The following is a 13,249-nucleotide window of genomic DNA, read 5'->3' as shown; positions in this document are numbered from 1 at the left end:
CACCGTGTTTCTCGTGTTTTCTTGGCCGGAATTAGAATATACCATGTACAGATTCGGAACGCAAGCTTTATTTTCAAAAAAGATTTGAATCTCATTTTCGATAGACACCCTAGAATCTCTTTCTTCTATTGTAGAGGCTCCTCGTATAAATACCCAACGCTCCTCATGGGAATAGAAAGTCGCAATAGTCAGAAGGGCACCCAATAACAATAGCCAGGGAAGTCACCATACCTATCCTCAATTAGATGAAGATTGTATGGAGGAAACTGACCCTGGCTCTTATATAACCTCAACTTGAATATGATTGGACCTTACCTTCTATATAAGCTTGAATCCATCCTCATACGTATTAGCTATCATCCCTATAAGATCCGTTTACCCAGCATTGAAGCAATTAACTCTACTCCGAGGCGGGCCGTATGTCTGTTCTGATCAAACAGCGGGTTAACCTCCACCAGATCCATGGACGTGACTCGGTTAGTGGAAGCAAGCAGTTCCAGTGCAAAATGTGCTTCACGGTAATTTAACCCTCCTGGTACCGGAGTGCCCACACCCGGAGCTTCACGCGGATCAAGACAATCCATATCAAAGCTAATATGAATACCATCCGTCCCTTCCCCGACTACAGCGAGCGCTTGTTCAACAACCTGTTGTATCCCTATCCGGTCAATATCGTGCATCGTAAAACTTTTAATGCCAAGGGCCCGAATCTGTTCCTTTTCATATTCATCCAGATCACGCAAGCCAATATAGACCAAATTGGAAGGATCAACGAACGGCCCCGCACCCGGAATATGAGACAAGTTAAATGCAGAATGCCCCAAAGCCGCAGCTACACTCATCCCGTGCATATTTCCAGATAAACTACGCTCTTCTGTGTTCAAATCTGCATGGGCATCAAACCAGATCACACCCAGTTTGGAATAATGTGCTGACAACCCGGCGAGAGAACCTATGGCCACACTGTGATCCCCACCCAGAACAAGTGGAAAAGCACCTCCTGCTATCGCACCAGACACTTCATTGCATACTCTCTCGCTCACCTGGCTTACCTCAGATAAATATTTCACACGGTTGCGTTCAATTGGAGTAACCGACTCTGAGGGACAATCTACACGGATCTCTTTTGATACATTTAACCCAAGGCTTGCAATTTCACGTTTCAATCCTGCTGTAATTAGTTCATCCGGACCTAACTCAGCACCGCCTCGTGCCCCACCTAATCCAAAAGGAACCTTTATGATGGCAACGTCATGATGACGCAAAAGTAATTGACTTGTTTCATTAGAAGCATTCAGCGTTCCTGCAGATTCCATATCATTGTTTCCCATGTAGGTCAGCTCCTTCGCCGCTTATATGAAGTAATGAAAGAAAGGTTTGATTCAGTCACCCAGCACCTGAGCAATTCGTTCCAGTGCCCAGTCGATCTCAGCCTCCGTGATGGTTAGTGGTGGCGCAAAGCGGATCGTTGTCTCATGGGTTTCTTTACAGAGCAGTCCAACAGACATCAATTTCTCACAATATGGACGTGCAGGTACATGCAGATCAACACCGATGAACAACCCTCTACCTCGAATCTCACGCACAGCGGAACTGCGAATTCCCTGAAGCTGTTTCATAAAATAGTTTCCAAGAAGCTCTGATCGCTCTGCAAGCTTCTCATCTTCCAGAACTTCCAGCGCTGCAACAGCCACGGCACAAGCGAGTGGGTTACCCCCAAATGTGGAGCCATGAGAACCCGGTTCAAATAAATCCAGTATTTCTGCATTAGCAGCAATAGCTGAGATGGGCATTACTCCCCCACCCAGTGCTTTCCCCATAATCCAGATATCCGGCTCAATCCCCTCCCAATCAGAGGCAAAACGGCGTCCCGTTCTTCCGAATCCAGTCTGAATCTCATCCGCCACGGTTAGCACCTGATGGTGTTTGCATAACGTAAAGGCTTCAGCAAGATATCCTGCAGGCGGAATGACAATGCCAGCTTCCCCCTGAATGGGTTCCACAAGAAAAGCAGCCGTGTATGGTGTGATCGCCAGCTTCAGCGCTTCAATGTCGCCGTAAGGAATGATCTTAAATCCGGGTGTAAACGGTCCAAAGTCTTTTTTGTATTCTTCTGAAGATGAGAAAGAGGTGACGGTCAGTGTTCTTCCATGAAAGTTCCCTGAGCACACAATGATTTCAGCTTGGTTATCCGGTACACCTTTGCAGCGATACGCCCATCTTCGTACTGCTTTCACGGCTGTTTCGACCGCTTCAGCACCCGTGTTCATGGCCAAAATTTTGGGTTTACCTGTAAATTGCGAGAGCTTCTGATAAAAAAGTGATGCCGCACTGCTGTGAAATGCCCGTGATGTTAATGTTACCCGATCCGCCTGATCCTTCAGGGCCTGAATGATTGCTGGATGTCTGTGCCCATGATTCAATGCCGAATATGCACTTAACATATCCATATAACGGCGACCTTCCGGGTCCTCGACCCATACTCCCTCCGCCTGCTCAATGACGATAGGGAGCGGATGATAATTAGGTGCAGCATAACGTTCCGACCAATCCATTAACATTTTCGAATCTGACATATACTCCCAGCACCTCTCTTTGATTATATTGTATACAAAATACAATATCAATGTATGCTTCGCCACGACCATTTACGACTCCTGCTTACTTTTTCCGCTATCACCTAATTTAACAGTCCTTATTCTCGTTAACAGGATATTGAAAGCCTGCGTTCCAGCCAGGTAAGCAGGTTGGCCAACGAAATTGTGACTACAAAATAGAGGGCAGCAGCAACAAGGAGCGGGGCAAGCGGTTGGAAGGTAGCTCCTTGAACGGCTCTGGCTGTATAGATAATCTCAGCAATTCCGATCATGGAAACAGGTGAGGAATCTTTAATGATAATAATCAATTCATTGCCGATAGCCGGAAGCATGTTACGAAAGGTCCGGATTTCCATAATAAGTAATTTGTGTAACATGGAGATAACACTATTTTAGATCATTAAGTTTGCTTGCCCAACTCCCCCCTCGGTGTTAAGATGATAAAAACTTGAAACTCCCGAACGGCGCACCATTACAGGGCTTACACCCTCACACATTCAATCATCACTATATAAAGAAGGGGGGATTCGGTATGGAGGCACCCAAATACCGGTCCTTGAAAGATCACGTTTACGATTACATTGCGCAGAAAATTCAGGATGGGACATTGCTCCCCAATCAGAAGATTAATGAAGCGGAGATATGCAAAAAACTGGACATAAGCCGCACGCCTACCCGGGAAGCCTTATTCCAGCTCGCTTCTGACAATCTTCTGCAATATATCCCACGCAGGGGATTTATCGTTACTCCTTTTGATGCTGGCAAAAAACTCGAGTTCTCCCAGGCCATTGGAGCGCTTGAGGCACTTGCTGCTACGCTTGCAGCAGACCAACTCAAACCGTCAGAGCTCCTGGAGATGGAGGCCCTTATTGCACGAATGGATGAGGATATTACCCAGCTTGATCTGGCTGCTTACAGTAAGAATCAATATCAATTCCATAACCTGTACATCCAGTGCTGCGGCAACGCGACTGTCATCGAGATGTTAAACACCTTAAAAAACAGCTTTATTCGTCAGTCGTATGTTAGCGACAACAAGCCGAGGCTATCCGGTGTGCTTAATGAAGTAAATGAAGAACATCGCCAAATCTTAAGCGCTTTTCGAGCCAAGGATAAACCACAACTGGAAGCCCTGCTGAAGCACCACTGGCGCATTATCGATAACGATATGTTGTAATGAGTTGACCCAGGTCTGGAGTGAACGCACCTTCACACTCATTGGATTAAATTTAGAGTCCGAGAACAAAAAAGCAATCCACTTTGGAGTGGGTTGCTTTTTTAGATGCAGATTTGGTACCAACCAACTTTGCTAATTCATGATGAAGTACTCTCTCCGCTAACAGACAATCCTACCCTTTCTGTTTACTTCCGTTATCCATTGGTGTCTTTGCTTCAAAAACCGCATAACCTAGCCTTTTGCCATATCTCGCAAGCAAACGATCATTCGTGCGGCCCATACGCTGCACACGCTCATCCTCAAACAAGCTCATATCCATCTCCCGATGAGGATCATGATCCACGCCCCACTTTCCCATCGAACGAGATTGTTCCTTGACCAAGACTTCAATGAATCCACTCTGTCTGAGACGTTTCTTCCATGTGGTCATGGTTGCCAATGTCCTAATTCCATAAAATTGTTTCAGCCTACGACTCATCACCTCAGTTTTTCTTCCGGATAACACCATCTCCCGATCAATAAAGAGACCACCTGGTTTCAATACTCTCTTATATTCCGCAAGGGTACTTCGCCACTGGGTGAAAATGGTGACCGATTCTACAAATACCACATCAAAATAATGATCCGGAAAAGGTAATGATTTCACATCCGCCTGAATAAAACGAATATCCAAGCGCTCCCGCCTTGCGCGGCGCACCGCTTTCTCCAACATCTGCCGATTAAGATCAACGGCTGTTACCCGATATCCGTTTCGTGCCAAATAACAAGCCGTCCTCCCTGTACCACATCCCACCTCAAGCACCTTGCTATGCGCAGGCAGAGACAGCATATCCAACAGCTGCATCGTTGCTGTAAACCCTCCCGGATGGGCACTCCCTTCTCCAAGCCGGGCCAGCAAATCATGATAATCCATGACATCCCCTCCCTTTCACTCCCTCCAGTGTATGGAGCAGACTGAAAAACGGCTCCTCCCTATATAAATTCCGGGTACCCGTCCATACCAATTCGTCCTCTCTTTACTATGATATACAAACCGTTGATTTCAAGCGGCAACCGCACCTAATGAGGAGGATTTACATGTACAGAATTAATCCGATATGTGAAGAAACGGTTTCTCCGCACGTTGGACGTTCCGTTTGTCTCGTTATGAACGACGGTAGGCATATGTATGGTACGCTTGGTCAATGTCGTGATGGCAAAATTTATTTGAACGGATGTTTCGAGGGACCACGGCTGTGTTCAGTCAAATCCAAAGAGCAGCTTGTAAAAAGCAGCAAAAAAAACGCAGTTGCAACAAAGAAAGTTAAATCTTCAGCCTATGGTCCTTATGGCTATGGAGGATACGGTGGGGGTTACGGAGGTTACGGCTATGGAGCAGGGATTGACCTCGCTCTGGTAGCAACACTGTTTCTGCTGCCGTTCCTGTTCATCTAATCTTTTCGTACCAAAGACCAAAGAACCTTCTCGCTTTAAGGCGATTAGGTTCTTTTTTTAAAAGTAAATGTAATCGGCCTAGGGGCTATTCGTATATTTATCAAGAAATTAATTCGATAATTAACATTCAATTGTTAATTTCGTTCCATATAATTGTAAAAAAAGAAATATATTGACGAGTTTTAGGTGTTATGAGATATTTCAGGAAACATGAACGGAATCATAATATGCAGGTGTGTAATACATAACTAAAAAATATTTATTGGGAGGAAGCTATGATCGAAAGTAAAAAATTTGTAGCAGGAATAGCTATTATTACTGCGATTTGTCTTCTTGGAAATGCAATGCTTTATGTTGTACTACCGATATATTGGAGAGACTTTGGACTTAGAAGTTTATGGGAAGCAGGTGTTTTACTTTCAATAAACAGGCTCTTAAGGCTTCCCCTAAATCCATTAGTTAACTGGTTTTATAATCGCTTTGACAAAAAAACAGGGGTAATTGTCGCAATAATACTAGCGTTTATTTCTACACTGTCTTACGGATTTTTAAAGGGATTTATTTGGCTGTTAATTATGAGATGTGTCTGGGGAGCTGCTTGGACTTTATTGCGGATTGGCGGTTTGTTAACCGTCGTAGAGTTGTCGAGCGATAAAAACCGGGGTGAATTGATGGGGACATATAATAGTCTATGGGGGCTTGGCCATTTAGGCGGAGCTTTGCTAGGCGGATTATTGACCGAGTTAGTCGGTCTCAAATTTGTCACGATAACATTCGGGATAATAGCTCTACTTTGCATACCGCTCGCTTACCATATCATCCCACACGGAATATCTCGACCGATTAAAAAGGAAATACCTGCTAAATTGATTCATCTGCTTTTCGAGAAAAAAAACAGGCCTTTGTTTCTCAGTGGCTTTCTTATACATATGATTTACTTCGGGATTATTGCATTCACCCTTAGCAGGATTGTTGAGTTCCATATACCACATAATATAAGTGTGTTAGGGTTACTTATAGGCGCAGCGTCTATATCTGGTATCATTCAAGCTCTGAAGTCGGGTTGGGAACCTTTTGTGTCCCCAAAAGTAGGTAAATTAACAGACACAAAAGGAATTAGAAGTCCATTATTAGCGATGGCATTGATTTCAACCGCTTTTACCTTGGTACTTATATCAATTCCTTCCACAATTTTTTTAGCCATCCTCATACTTTTGGTTATGCAATTCATGTCAACCATAGCCACCACTTTATGTGACACATTAGCAGCAGACAAGACGGCTAAAGAAAACCAGAATAAAACCGAAATTATGACGGGTTATACGATTGTGACTGATCTTGGGGTTGCAATAGGACCTTTATTGGCTTCTCTTTTTGAGCAGAGCCTCACACCTCTATATGTCGGAACAGCAGTTCTACTTATCGGTTTAGGGATAAGTGTTATAAAATCCACCTCAACAGAAGCTAGCAATCCTTCTCGATAAAATCATGTTATTTTTCTGAATACCACCCACTCCACCACTAAGTGTACGCGCATATAAAAAAGGCATTCGCCAAAACGAATGCCGGGAACTTCATATTTAATACCCTTACCTTTGTACAAGATGTCAGGTTGAACTTAAAAAAAAACACCTCGTTAGAGGCGGGTAAGCTATGTTAAATCCGATTTCCTTTAGGCATCGTTTTCAGATTGCTATTCGAATTTTCAAGCAATGGCAGCATCCTGGTCGTGCTAACCATCTCAGAAGCACATATCGGACAAGTAGGCACGCTATCAAACGCAAAATTGTCCCGCATCCATCCTTTGCACGTATCACTCGTACATTCCCAGATTGCCGCATCCGCTTGTGGAATCTCTTCCAACGGTTTTTTGCGATTATACATGACTTCTACCCCCTTTGTTATGGAAAAACATCTAATCCGACGTTATTTCACAGAAGCCACTACTTAGCGGAAGTTTTGTCCCGTACGGACTTCTGTCTCGACAACTATTGGGACGACTTTCATTATAACTACATAACTGCTCATAAAAAAGAAGCTGCCTTTACCATTATAACATGTTAAAGGCAGCTATGCTTTAATTACAGTTTTACAACTTCTTCTGCTTGAGGACCACGGTTTCCTTGTACAATTTTAAATTGCACGCGTTGACCTTCGTCCAGCGTTTTGAAGCCTTCGCCTGTAATAGCGCTGAAGTGTACGAATACATCTTCTCCGCCTTCAACTTCGATGAAACCGAAGCCTTTATCAGCGTTGAACCATTTTACTGTTCCGTTTTGCATGTGAATTACACCTCCAAATAAAGATTAACATGTTCCTTTGTTCTTTGCAGCAAGCAAATAAAAATTCACACATTGAAAAAGGTACCAGTCATAACCTATAAGTGATCGCCCTTTACAATATGTGAATTAGGTTTTCCACTCTCTACAACTTGTTTTTATTATAACTCCGTTTCCACCAAAAAGCAAATCTTTGTATTTTCTTTTCAAACAGCTTTGGAAATACATGTTATTCGCACGCGCTGGAACAGGGTTTGTCGCTTGCCCGCGCTCATTGCGGTCTTATGAAAGGATATGCAGATCCGAACCAACTTATACATTTTCTTTAAAAAATTTTGACATGCATATCCAATGCAGCCATGAAACCTCAACGAATCACAGGATAACACACTAGGTCCATGCCCACATAAAGGCATCACGGTCCCATGCAATCTGCCCACCATGTAGCTTGCGGAACGCTTTCTTCACTTCTTTTGATAAAGAAGCATTTCCATTCTCATTCACAAATACAAATTCTTCTCCAAAATTGGACTTTACATATTGAATTGCAGCTTCCTGATGAAGTGTACCGGTAAACTTAATCTCCTGCACCATCCATTCGGCCACTGCCTGTGCTGTCTTTTCCACAATATCACCTATTTATTTATCCATTGTACGGGTGGACGGACTTCCGATTATGAACCAAGCCTGTCATACCGCCAGACTGAAGTATACCACGATCCCCTGGCTGGCGGTAAACAGAGTTATGCAGCAACTGTAGCCCGATCCTTTTAATGAACCACCGAACTCCCCGATGTATTACTCTCTGAAGAAGAGGACTTCGTTTGAACGCTAAATGTTAACCATACGCAATAAGCAACCAACACAACCAATATGAAGAGATCATAGGGAAGTGTTCCGCTATCTTGCCGGTCATTACCGAGAAATTGAATCAAATTATGTATGAAATGAAAAAGGATAAGCACTACGATATTACCGTTTTTCAACATTAACAGTGCGAGCGCTGCTCCAAGCAGTAATGCATAGATCAGTTGCAGAACGGTATCTGCCATACTCTGGCCGGATAATGCATTCATGATATGAGTGATGGAAAATAAAACACTTGAAGTAACGACTGCCGCAATCGCACTCTTACGAAGTAATGTTTTGAAAATAAGTCCACGATAAATAGTTTCCTCTACAAAGGCGACAAGCAAGGTGAAAAAGATAAAAAACGCGACCTTGGACAGGGTTAAATCCGTAAATCCTTTCAGCGCAAGTGTACCCAGTACAAGGAGTAGCGGAATATAATACTTTGCATGACTTACCGGGATAGTTCTTAAGGAGCGAAATCCGGTTTCCCCCCATTTGCGTCGCAGGGTGAGATAAATAACGAGTACGATAGCAATGGGAGTAAACGACATCAGTACTGGTGATGTATAGTCCAGCTGCTTCACGGTTGCAATCGCTCCTGCTGTGAAAACCGCCAGTAAAAGCAGCAGTTCAATGATCACTACCGTCAGCACAGGTCTACGCACGGAAAAGGATTTGTTTTGCCTGGATTGCGAGTTTTTCATAGATTGTACCCGCCTCGTTTCGTTTTAATTGGTTGTCATATGAACTCATAGCGCAAGTTAGTTGTATCATATCTATTGTATAATCGGGTATCCTTTTCTGGATAAAACTATAAAAGTAACAAAAAAGAGAATTCCTCTTACAGCTTTTACCTTACAATCAGGTATGGCTCAAGTACTAATCTGTCCATTATAGTAGTAATGGAATGAATCGTTGCAGGGGTACGTCACATTTGCAACGTCATATATATGGAGCGTAAGATGCACGCTGCGAAAAGAAGAACGAAATCAGGGGGATACTATGAAGGCTTTATTTATGCGCTGGGGACATTTGCTGGCAATTTTATGTATACCGCTTCAAGGCTCCATTTATGTTTTATTGGGCAGCAACACCGGAAGTGATGTCTTCTACAACTATGCCTGGATCGATACACAGATTCCTTTTATCAAAGAATTTATTTATCCCTATGTCAGTTGGATGCCGATTCTGTATCTTGGATTTCTCTATTTGGGTCTGACGAACAAATCGCTATTCTGGCGTGTGCTAATAACCTATAACGTAGGAGTGATCGCAGCCAACATCGTTTTTGCGGTCTTCCCTACTTACGTACCACGACCGGAAGTTATCGGAACAGGTCTGAGCAGTGCACTTGTACAATTTATTTATACCAATGATGCTCCATTCAACTGTTTTCCGAGCATCCACTGTCTCACAAGTTATCTGCTCTTCATTATCATTAATCGCCACTTGAACTTCAAACCACTGGCGCGGATCTCCTGGTCTGTGTGGCTGTGGCTGATCATAGCTTCGACGGTGTTTGTGAAACAGCATTCACTGCTGGATGTTGCAGGTGGAATTCTGTTCGCGGAAGCAGCGTACTGGGCTGTCCATGTATTTGCGGTTCGCACAGGTTTGGCAAGCAAAAAAACAAAGCAACCACTCACGGCTACAAATACAAGCAGCAACGCTTAGTATACGATTTATATTGCAAAGGCAGAAGTCATTCAACTGTCATGAAATCAAAAAGAGGGCCGAGGCCCTCTTTTTTTTGCGTGAATTATGTTGATGCTTATAATGAAAGAACTTTTCAAGAAGCGACCGTGGCGACCCTGTCTTTCATATGATGGGTGGCCGTTCATGGAGCAAATCAGATGGAGGGCTTCCCATTAAACGCTTGAATATCCGGTAAAAATAAGACAGATCACGGTAACCGAGAAATTCTGCAATTTCCTGAATGGAGAGCTGTGACTCGGTAAGCAAATATACGGCTCTTTTCATCCGTTGATCATGAACATATTGGCTGATCGTCTGATTCGTCATGCTTTTAAATAACGCGGCTGCGTAATTGGGGGTTTTACCAATCTCGTCCCCCAGCTCTTCTTTCGTAACTTTCTCTCGGTAATGCCGCTCAATATATCGCTTCATTCGCTCCGCATGTACATGCCTCTCCGGTGGAATAACCCCGCGGTCCAGTTCCCTGTTTATATAAATAAGCACTTCCATCAATAAGGCTTGGCTCATCATGACATAATAAGACGGACGCTCCTGCCATTGTTGTTGGATAGCTTTCATGCGTTCATGAATCAGTTCATAACATCCGGGCTTATGTCGCAAGGCCTCACTCCGTTCCAGCGCGGGCAAACCTTGTGTATGATCCCCCTGTAATTGAACAACGATTTGCGTATGGGTTACGGTTGGAATGCTTTTGCCGTAATACGGAATGCCAGCGGGTATGAGCAATAGCTCACCCTTCTCCATGATCTGTTTCTCTCCGTTCACCCAATATACACATTTTCCATAAGTAACCAAGCTTAACCGCCAAGTCGCCTGTGACTGCACCGCTTCTTCGTACCATCCGACACCATTAATGTGTCGTACTTCTAATGGAGTGACCATAACACACCTCATTATTGGACTATATTCTAATCATTGTACTATAGTTCATACCCTGATTCGACAGAAAACGCTACAATACACATATAAGCAAACATATGAGGAGGAAAATAGCATGTTGAAAACAAAAATCATTTGTACTATGGGACCTGCTTGTGACTCAATCGAATTGTTAAAAGTAATGATTCAGGAAGGGATGACAGTTGCCCGTCTGAACATGGCTCACGGTGAGCTGGAAGATCACGTTACACGAATTAATAATATTCGCAAAGCGGCTTCCGAATTGAACACATACGTACCGATCATGATGGATATCAAAGGACCGGAAGTTCGTATTGGCAAACTGAAAGAAGCATCCTGTCATCTTCAAGCGGGTAAAGAGCTTATCCTGACTACCGAAGAAATTCTTGGTGACGCTGAGCGTATCTCGGTAAACTATCCGGAATTGAACCTCGTTGTAAAACCTGGAGATCGCATCCTGATCGATGATGGTTTGGTGGATCTGACTGTACTGTCCGTGGAAGGATCGGATATACACTGTAAAATCATCAGCGGCGGCATTCTGAAACCACGCAAAGGGGTTAACTTGCCAGGAATTAAAACGACTTTGCCAGGTGTAACGGAACGTGACGTTATGCACATCGGATTCGGGATCGAAAACGATATCGAAATTATCGCAGCTTCCTTTGTTCGTAAAGGCGATGACATTCGTGAAATCCGCAGCATTCTGAAAGAACGCGGTGTAGAACACGTACAAATCATCTCCAAAATCGAAAACCAGGAAGGTATGACCAACCTGGATGATATCATTGAAGCATCTGACGGTATCATGGTAGCTCGTGGAGATCTCGGGGTTGAAGTACCGATCGAAGACGTACCGATGATGCAAAAAGAAATGATTGATAAATGTAACCGTGCGGGTAAACCGGTAATCGTAGCAACACACATGCTGGAATCCATGCAAGTGAATCCGCGTCCAACCCGCTCCGAAGTTAGTGACGTAGCTAACGCTGTCCTTCAAGGTGCTGACGTAGTTATGTTGTCCGGTGAATCCGCAGCCGGTAAATATCCGGTACAATCCGTACGCACGATGGCTGCAGTTGCCCGCCGTGCTGAAACGATGATTGATTATAAAGAACAATTCAACCAGAAGTCTGCTCAACAAGTAGCTGATATTACCGAAGTCATCAGTCAGGGAGCGGTTAGCTCTTCCCTCGTCCTGAATGCCAAAGCGATCATCACTTCCACCGAAAGTGGATTTACCGCTCGTATGATCTCCAAATATCGTCCAAAAGCACCGATCATCGCGGTAACACAGCATCAAGAAGTACTGGCGAAAATCTGCCTGCTTTCCGGTGTCATTCCGGTTATGGGCGACAAGGTAACAACAACTGATGAAATGTTCGAGTCCGCTACACGCAATGCAATCAAAACCGGTTATATCGAAAAAGGGGACATTATCGTATTGTCCGCTGGTGTACCGATTGGTCAATCCGGTAACACCAACTTGATCAAAGTTCAACAAGTATAATTCAACGGATACAAATACTTGTATAGTTCTAAATACAAAAATCCACCGAGAGCAGAAATGCGTCTCGGTGGATTTTTGGTTCCAGAGTGCCATACCCAATTGTAATGTACCCGAAGCCTAACCCTTACCAGCCAAAATTCAGCGTTTTACCCGTCTCTACCCATGTCTTAATACTGCTCAATATCATCCACCAGCTACTCTGTGCGTTCGCAAAGGATGGATGGTTGTCCGTAAATTGATCATTGATCAATGTTAACTTCGTACATTCCCCTACCGTTTCCAGTCGGAACACTACTCTGGATTGAAGCTCGGCGTGATTGGCGTGGTAGGAAGGTCCGGGATGTTCAAGGTAGCTTAGTACGGATAAAGGTTCGAACTCCAGAATATCCCCGTACACATGCACCGTCTCTGCACCATCATTCCCTGGCCCTACATAGGCGAACGGTTGACCCGGTTGAAAATTGGAACGAAGTTCACTGCCAAAAAAGCTGCTCCGTGTACCGTCCGGCGAGATCAGAGCATTCCATACATCTTCCTGTCCGGCATTGATATAGAACTCATACTTCAATTCCATGAACTCACTCCCTTTATGTGTTGTATTGAAGATACAACTGACACTTGCTTGCAACACTATCCTACGTTATACCCCAAACGACGTATTGTAAAAACGCGACAACAGCGAAAATAAAGATAAAAAGAAGAAACGATATTCGACCTTCAAACCGTCCAATTCATATACAGCAACCACAAGGAGGACCCATGGAAGGTTTTCTAGCGAAATTGC

The 13,249-nt window shown here is 43.9% G+C and carries 15 protein-coding genes; 5 read left to right on the top strand and 10 right to left on the bottom strand.

Annotation, left to right across the window (positions count from 1 at the left end; translation table 11 throughout):
• Nucleotides 1-362: 362 nt before the first annotated feature.
• From rocF to P5G61_RS31470, 3 genes are all read right to left on the bottom strand, one after another.
• Nucleotides 363-1,331, bottom strand: a complete 969-nt coding sequence (gene rocF, locus P5G61_RS31480; protein ID WP_256984865.1) for an arginase — start codon at nucleotides 1,329-1,331, stop codon at nucleotides 363-365.
• Nucleotides 1,332-1,382: 51 nt separating this feature from the next.
• Complete coding sequence (locus P5G61_RS31475; protein WP_301250072.1) at nucleotides 1,383-2,576, bottom strand: ornithine--oxo-acid transaminase; 1,194 nt, start codon at nucleotides 2,574-2,576, stop codon at nucleotides 1,383-1,385.
• A gap of 128 nt (nucleotides 2,577-2,704) precedes the next feature.
• The gene (locus P5G61_RS31470) at nucleotides 2,705-2,974 is read right to left on the bottom strand and encodes a hypothetical protein (RefSeq protein ID WP_301250071.1); all 270 of its coding nucleotides are present in this window, start codon (nucleotides 2,972-2,974) and stop codon (nucleotides 2,705-2,707) included.
• Nucleotides 2,975-3,129: 155 nt separating this feature from the next.
• On the opposite strand from P5G61_RS31470, the gene P5G61_RS31465 reads away from it, so the two are divergent.
• Nucleotides 3,130-3,774 (top strand): GntR family transcriptional regulator, encoded by a 645-nt coding sequence (locus P5G61_RS31465; protein ID WP_301250070.1) that lies wholly within the window; start codon nucleotides 3,130-3,132, stop codon nucleotides 3,772-3,774.
• A 172-nt stretch (nucleotides 3,775-3,946) separates the two neighbouring features.
• Here the strand turns inward: P5G61_RS31465 and P5G61_RS31460 are convergent, their stop codons facing one another.
• Nucleotides 3,947-4,687 carry a class I SAM-dependent methyltransferase gene (locus P5G61_RS31460; RefSeq protein WP_301250069.1) on the bottom strand — a complete coding sequence of 247 codons (741 nt, stop codon included), beginning with the start codon at nucleotides 4,685-4,687 and terminating at the stop codon, nucleotides 3,947-3,949.
• Nucleotides 4,688-4,851: 164 nt separating this feature from the next.
• On the opposite strand from P5G61_RS31460, the gene P5G61_RS31455 reads away from it, so the two are divergent.
• Both P5G61_RS31455 and P5G61_RS31450 read left to right on the top strand, forming a co-directional pair.
• The gene (locus P5G61_RS31455; protein WP_301250068.1) at nucleotides 4,852-5,208 is read left to right on the top strand and encodes a hypothetical protein; all 357 of its coding nucleotides are present in this window, start codon (nucleotides 4,852-4,854) and stop codon (nucleotides 5,206-5,208) included.
• A 275-nt stretch (nucleotides 5,209-5,483) separates the two neighbouring features.
• The gene (locus P5G61_RS31450) at nucleotides 5,484-6,692 is read left to right on the top strand and encodes an MFS transporter (protein WP_301250067.1); all 1,209 of its coding nucleotides are present in this window, start codon (nucleotides 5,484-5,486) and stop codon (nucleotides 6,690-6,692) included.
• Between the two features lie 172 nt (nucleotides 6,693-6,864).
• Here P5G61_RS31450 and P5G61_RS31445 read toward each other — a convergent pair whose 3' ends face one another.
• The 4 genes from P5G61_RS31445 to P5G61_RS31430 all read right to left on the bottom strand — a co-directional run bounded on the left by P5G61_RS31445 (nucleotide 6,865) and on the right by P5G61_RS31430 (nucleotide 9,043).
• Nucleotides 6,865-7,092 (bottom strand): cold-shock protein, encoded by a 228-nt coding sequence (locus tag P5G61_RS31445; RefSeq protein WP_024633773.1) that lies wholly within the window; start codon nucleotides 7,090-7,092, stop codon nucleotides 6,865-6,867.
• A gap of 197 nt (nucleotides 7,093-7,289) precedes the next feature.
• Nucleotides 7,290-7,490: a cold-shock protein gene (locus P5G61_RS31440; protein WP_024633772.1), complete on the bottom strand. Its 201-nt coding sequence runs from the start codon at nucleotides 7,488-7,490 to the stop codon at nucleotides 7,290-7,292.
• A 387-nt stretch (nucleotides 7,491-7,877) separates the two neighbouring features.
• Nucleotides 7,878-8,114: a DUF6953 family protein gene (locus P5G61_RS31435; protein WP_024633771.1), complete on the bottom strand. Its 237-nt coding sequence runs from the start codon at nucleotides 8,112-8,114 to the stop codon at nucleotides 7,878-7,880.
• A gap of 143 nt (nucleotides 8,115-8,257) precedes the next feature.
• Nucleotides 8,258-9,043 (bottom strand): CPBP family intramembrane glutamic endopeptidase, encoded by a 786-nt coding sequence (locus P5G61_RS31430; RefSeq protein WP_301250063.1) that lies wholly within the window; start codon nucleotides 9,041-9,043, stop codon nucleotides 8,258-8,260.
• Nucleotides 9,044-9,341: 298 nt separating this feature from the next.
• Between P5G61_RS31430 and P5G61_RS31425 the strand changes: the two genes are divergently transcribed.
• Nucleotides 9,342-10,013, top strand: coding sequence for a phosphatase PAP2 family protein (locus tag P5G61_RS31425; RefSeq protein WP_301250062.1), 672 nt, complete (start codon nucleotides 9,342-9,344; stop codon nucleotides 10,011-10,013).
• Between the two features lie 144 nt (nucleotides 10,014-10,157).
• Here P5G61_RS31425 and P5G61_RS31420 read toward each other — a convergent pair whose 3' ends face one another.
• The gene (locus tag P5G61_RS31420) at nucleotides 10,158-10,937 is read right to left on the bottom strand and encodes a helix-turn-helix domain-containing protein (protein WP_301250061.1); all 780 of its coding nucleotides are present in this window, start codon (nucleotides 10,935-10,937) and stop codon (nucleotides 10,158-10,160) included.
• 112 nt (nucleotides 10,938-11,049) lie between these two features.
• Between P5G61_RS31420 and pyk the strand changes: the two genes are divergently transcribed.
• Complete coding sequence (gene pyk, locus P5G61_RS31415; protein ID WP_024633767.1) at nucleotides 11,050-12,465, top strand: pyruvate kinase; 1,416 nt, start codon at nucleotides 11,050-11,052, stop codon at nucleotides 12,463-12,465.
• 124 nt (nucleotides 12,466-12,589) lie between these two features.
• On the opposite strand, the gene P5G61_RS31410 is transcribed toward pyk, so the two are convergent.
• A complete protein-coding gene (locus P5G61_RS31410; protein ID WP_301250060.1) occupies nucleotides 12,590-13,039 on the bottom strand; it encodes an SRPBCC family protein in 450 nt (149 codons plus the stop codon).
• Nucleotides 13,040-13,249: the final 210 nt, after the last annotated feature.

Origin of the sequence: Paenibacillus vandeheii (genome assembly GCF_030433635.1) — a bacterium.
Lineage (GTDB): Bacteria > Bacillota > Bacilli > Paenibacillales > Paenibacillaceae > Paenibacillus > Paenibacillus vandeheii.
This window is presented reverse-complemented; position numbering and strand designations above follow the sequence as displayed.

What these genes read in the sequence shown, in the direction of transcription:
- P5G61_RS31450 (WP_301250067.1), top strand. Translation starts at nt 5,484, where the DNA reads ATGATCGAAAGTAAAAAATTTGTAGCAGGAATAGCTATTATTACTGCG.
- P5G61_RS31475 (WP_301250072.1), bottom strand. Translation starts at nt 2,576, where the DNA reads ATGTCAGATTCGAAAATGTTAATGGATTGGTCGGAACGTTATGCTGCA.
- P5G61_RS31445 (WP_024633773.1), bottom strand. Translation starts at nt 7,092, where the DNA reads ATGTATAATCGCAAAAAACCGTTGGAAGAGATTCCACAAGCGGATGCG.
- P5G61_RS31425 (WP_301250062.1), top strand. Translation starts at nt 9,342, where the DNA reads ATGAAGGCTTTATTTATGCGCTGGGGACATTTGCTGGCAATTTTATGT.
- P5G61_RS31430 (WP_301250063.1), bottom strand. Translation starts at nt 9,043, where the DNA reads ATGAAAAACTCGCAATCCAGGCAAAACAAATCCTTTTCCGTGCGTAGA.
- pyk (WP_024633767.1), top strand. Translation starts at nt 11,050, where the DNA reads ATGTTGAAAACAAAAATCATTTGTACTATGGGACCTGCTTGTGACTCA.
- P5G61_RS31440 (WP_024633772.1), bottom strand. Translation starts at nt 7,490, where the DNA reads ATGCAAAACGGAACAGTAAAATGGTTCAACGCTGATAAAGGCTTCGGT.
- P5G61_RS31465 (WP_301250070.1), top strand. Translation starts at nt 3,130, where the DNA reads ATGGAGGCACCCAAATACCGGTCCTTGAAAGATCACGTTTACGATTAC.
- P5G61_RS31470 (WP_301250071.1), bottom strand. Translation starts at nt 2,974, where the DNA reads ATGTTACACAAATTACTTATTATGGAAATCCGGACCTTTCGTAACATG.
- P5G61_RS31460 (WP_301250069.1), bottom strand. Translation starts at nt 4,687, where the DNA reads ATGGATTATCATGATTTGCTGGCCCGGCTTGGAGAAGGGAGTGCCCAT.
- P5G61_RS31455 (WP_301250068.1), top strand. Translation starts at nt 4,852, where the DNA reads ATGTACAGAATTAATCCGATATGTGAAGAAACGGTTTCTCCGCACGTT.
- P5G61_RS31420 (WP_301250061.1), bottom strand. Translation starts at nt 10,937, where the DNA reads ATGGTCACTCCATTAGAAGTACGACACATTAATGGTGTCGGATGGTAC.
- rocF (WP_256984865.1), bottom strand. Translation starts at nt 1,331, where the DNA reads ATGGGAAACAATGATATGGAATCTGCAGGAACGCTGAATGCTTCTAAT.
- P5G61_RS31410 (WP_301250060.1), bottom strand. Translation starts at nt 13,039, where the DNA reads ATGGAATTGAAGTATGAGTTCTATATCAATGCCGGACAGGAAGATGTA.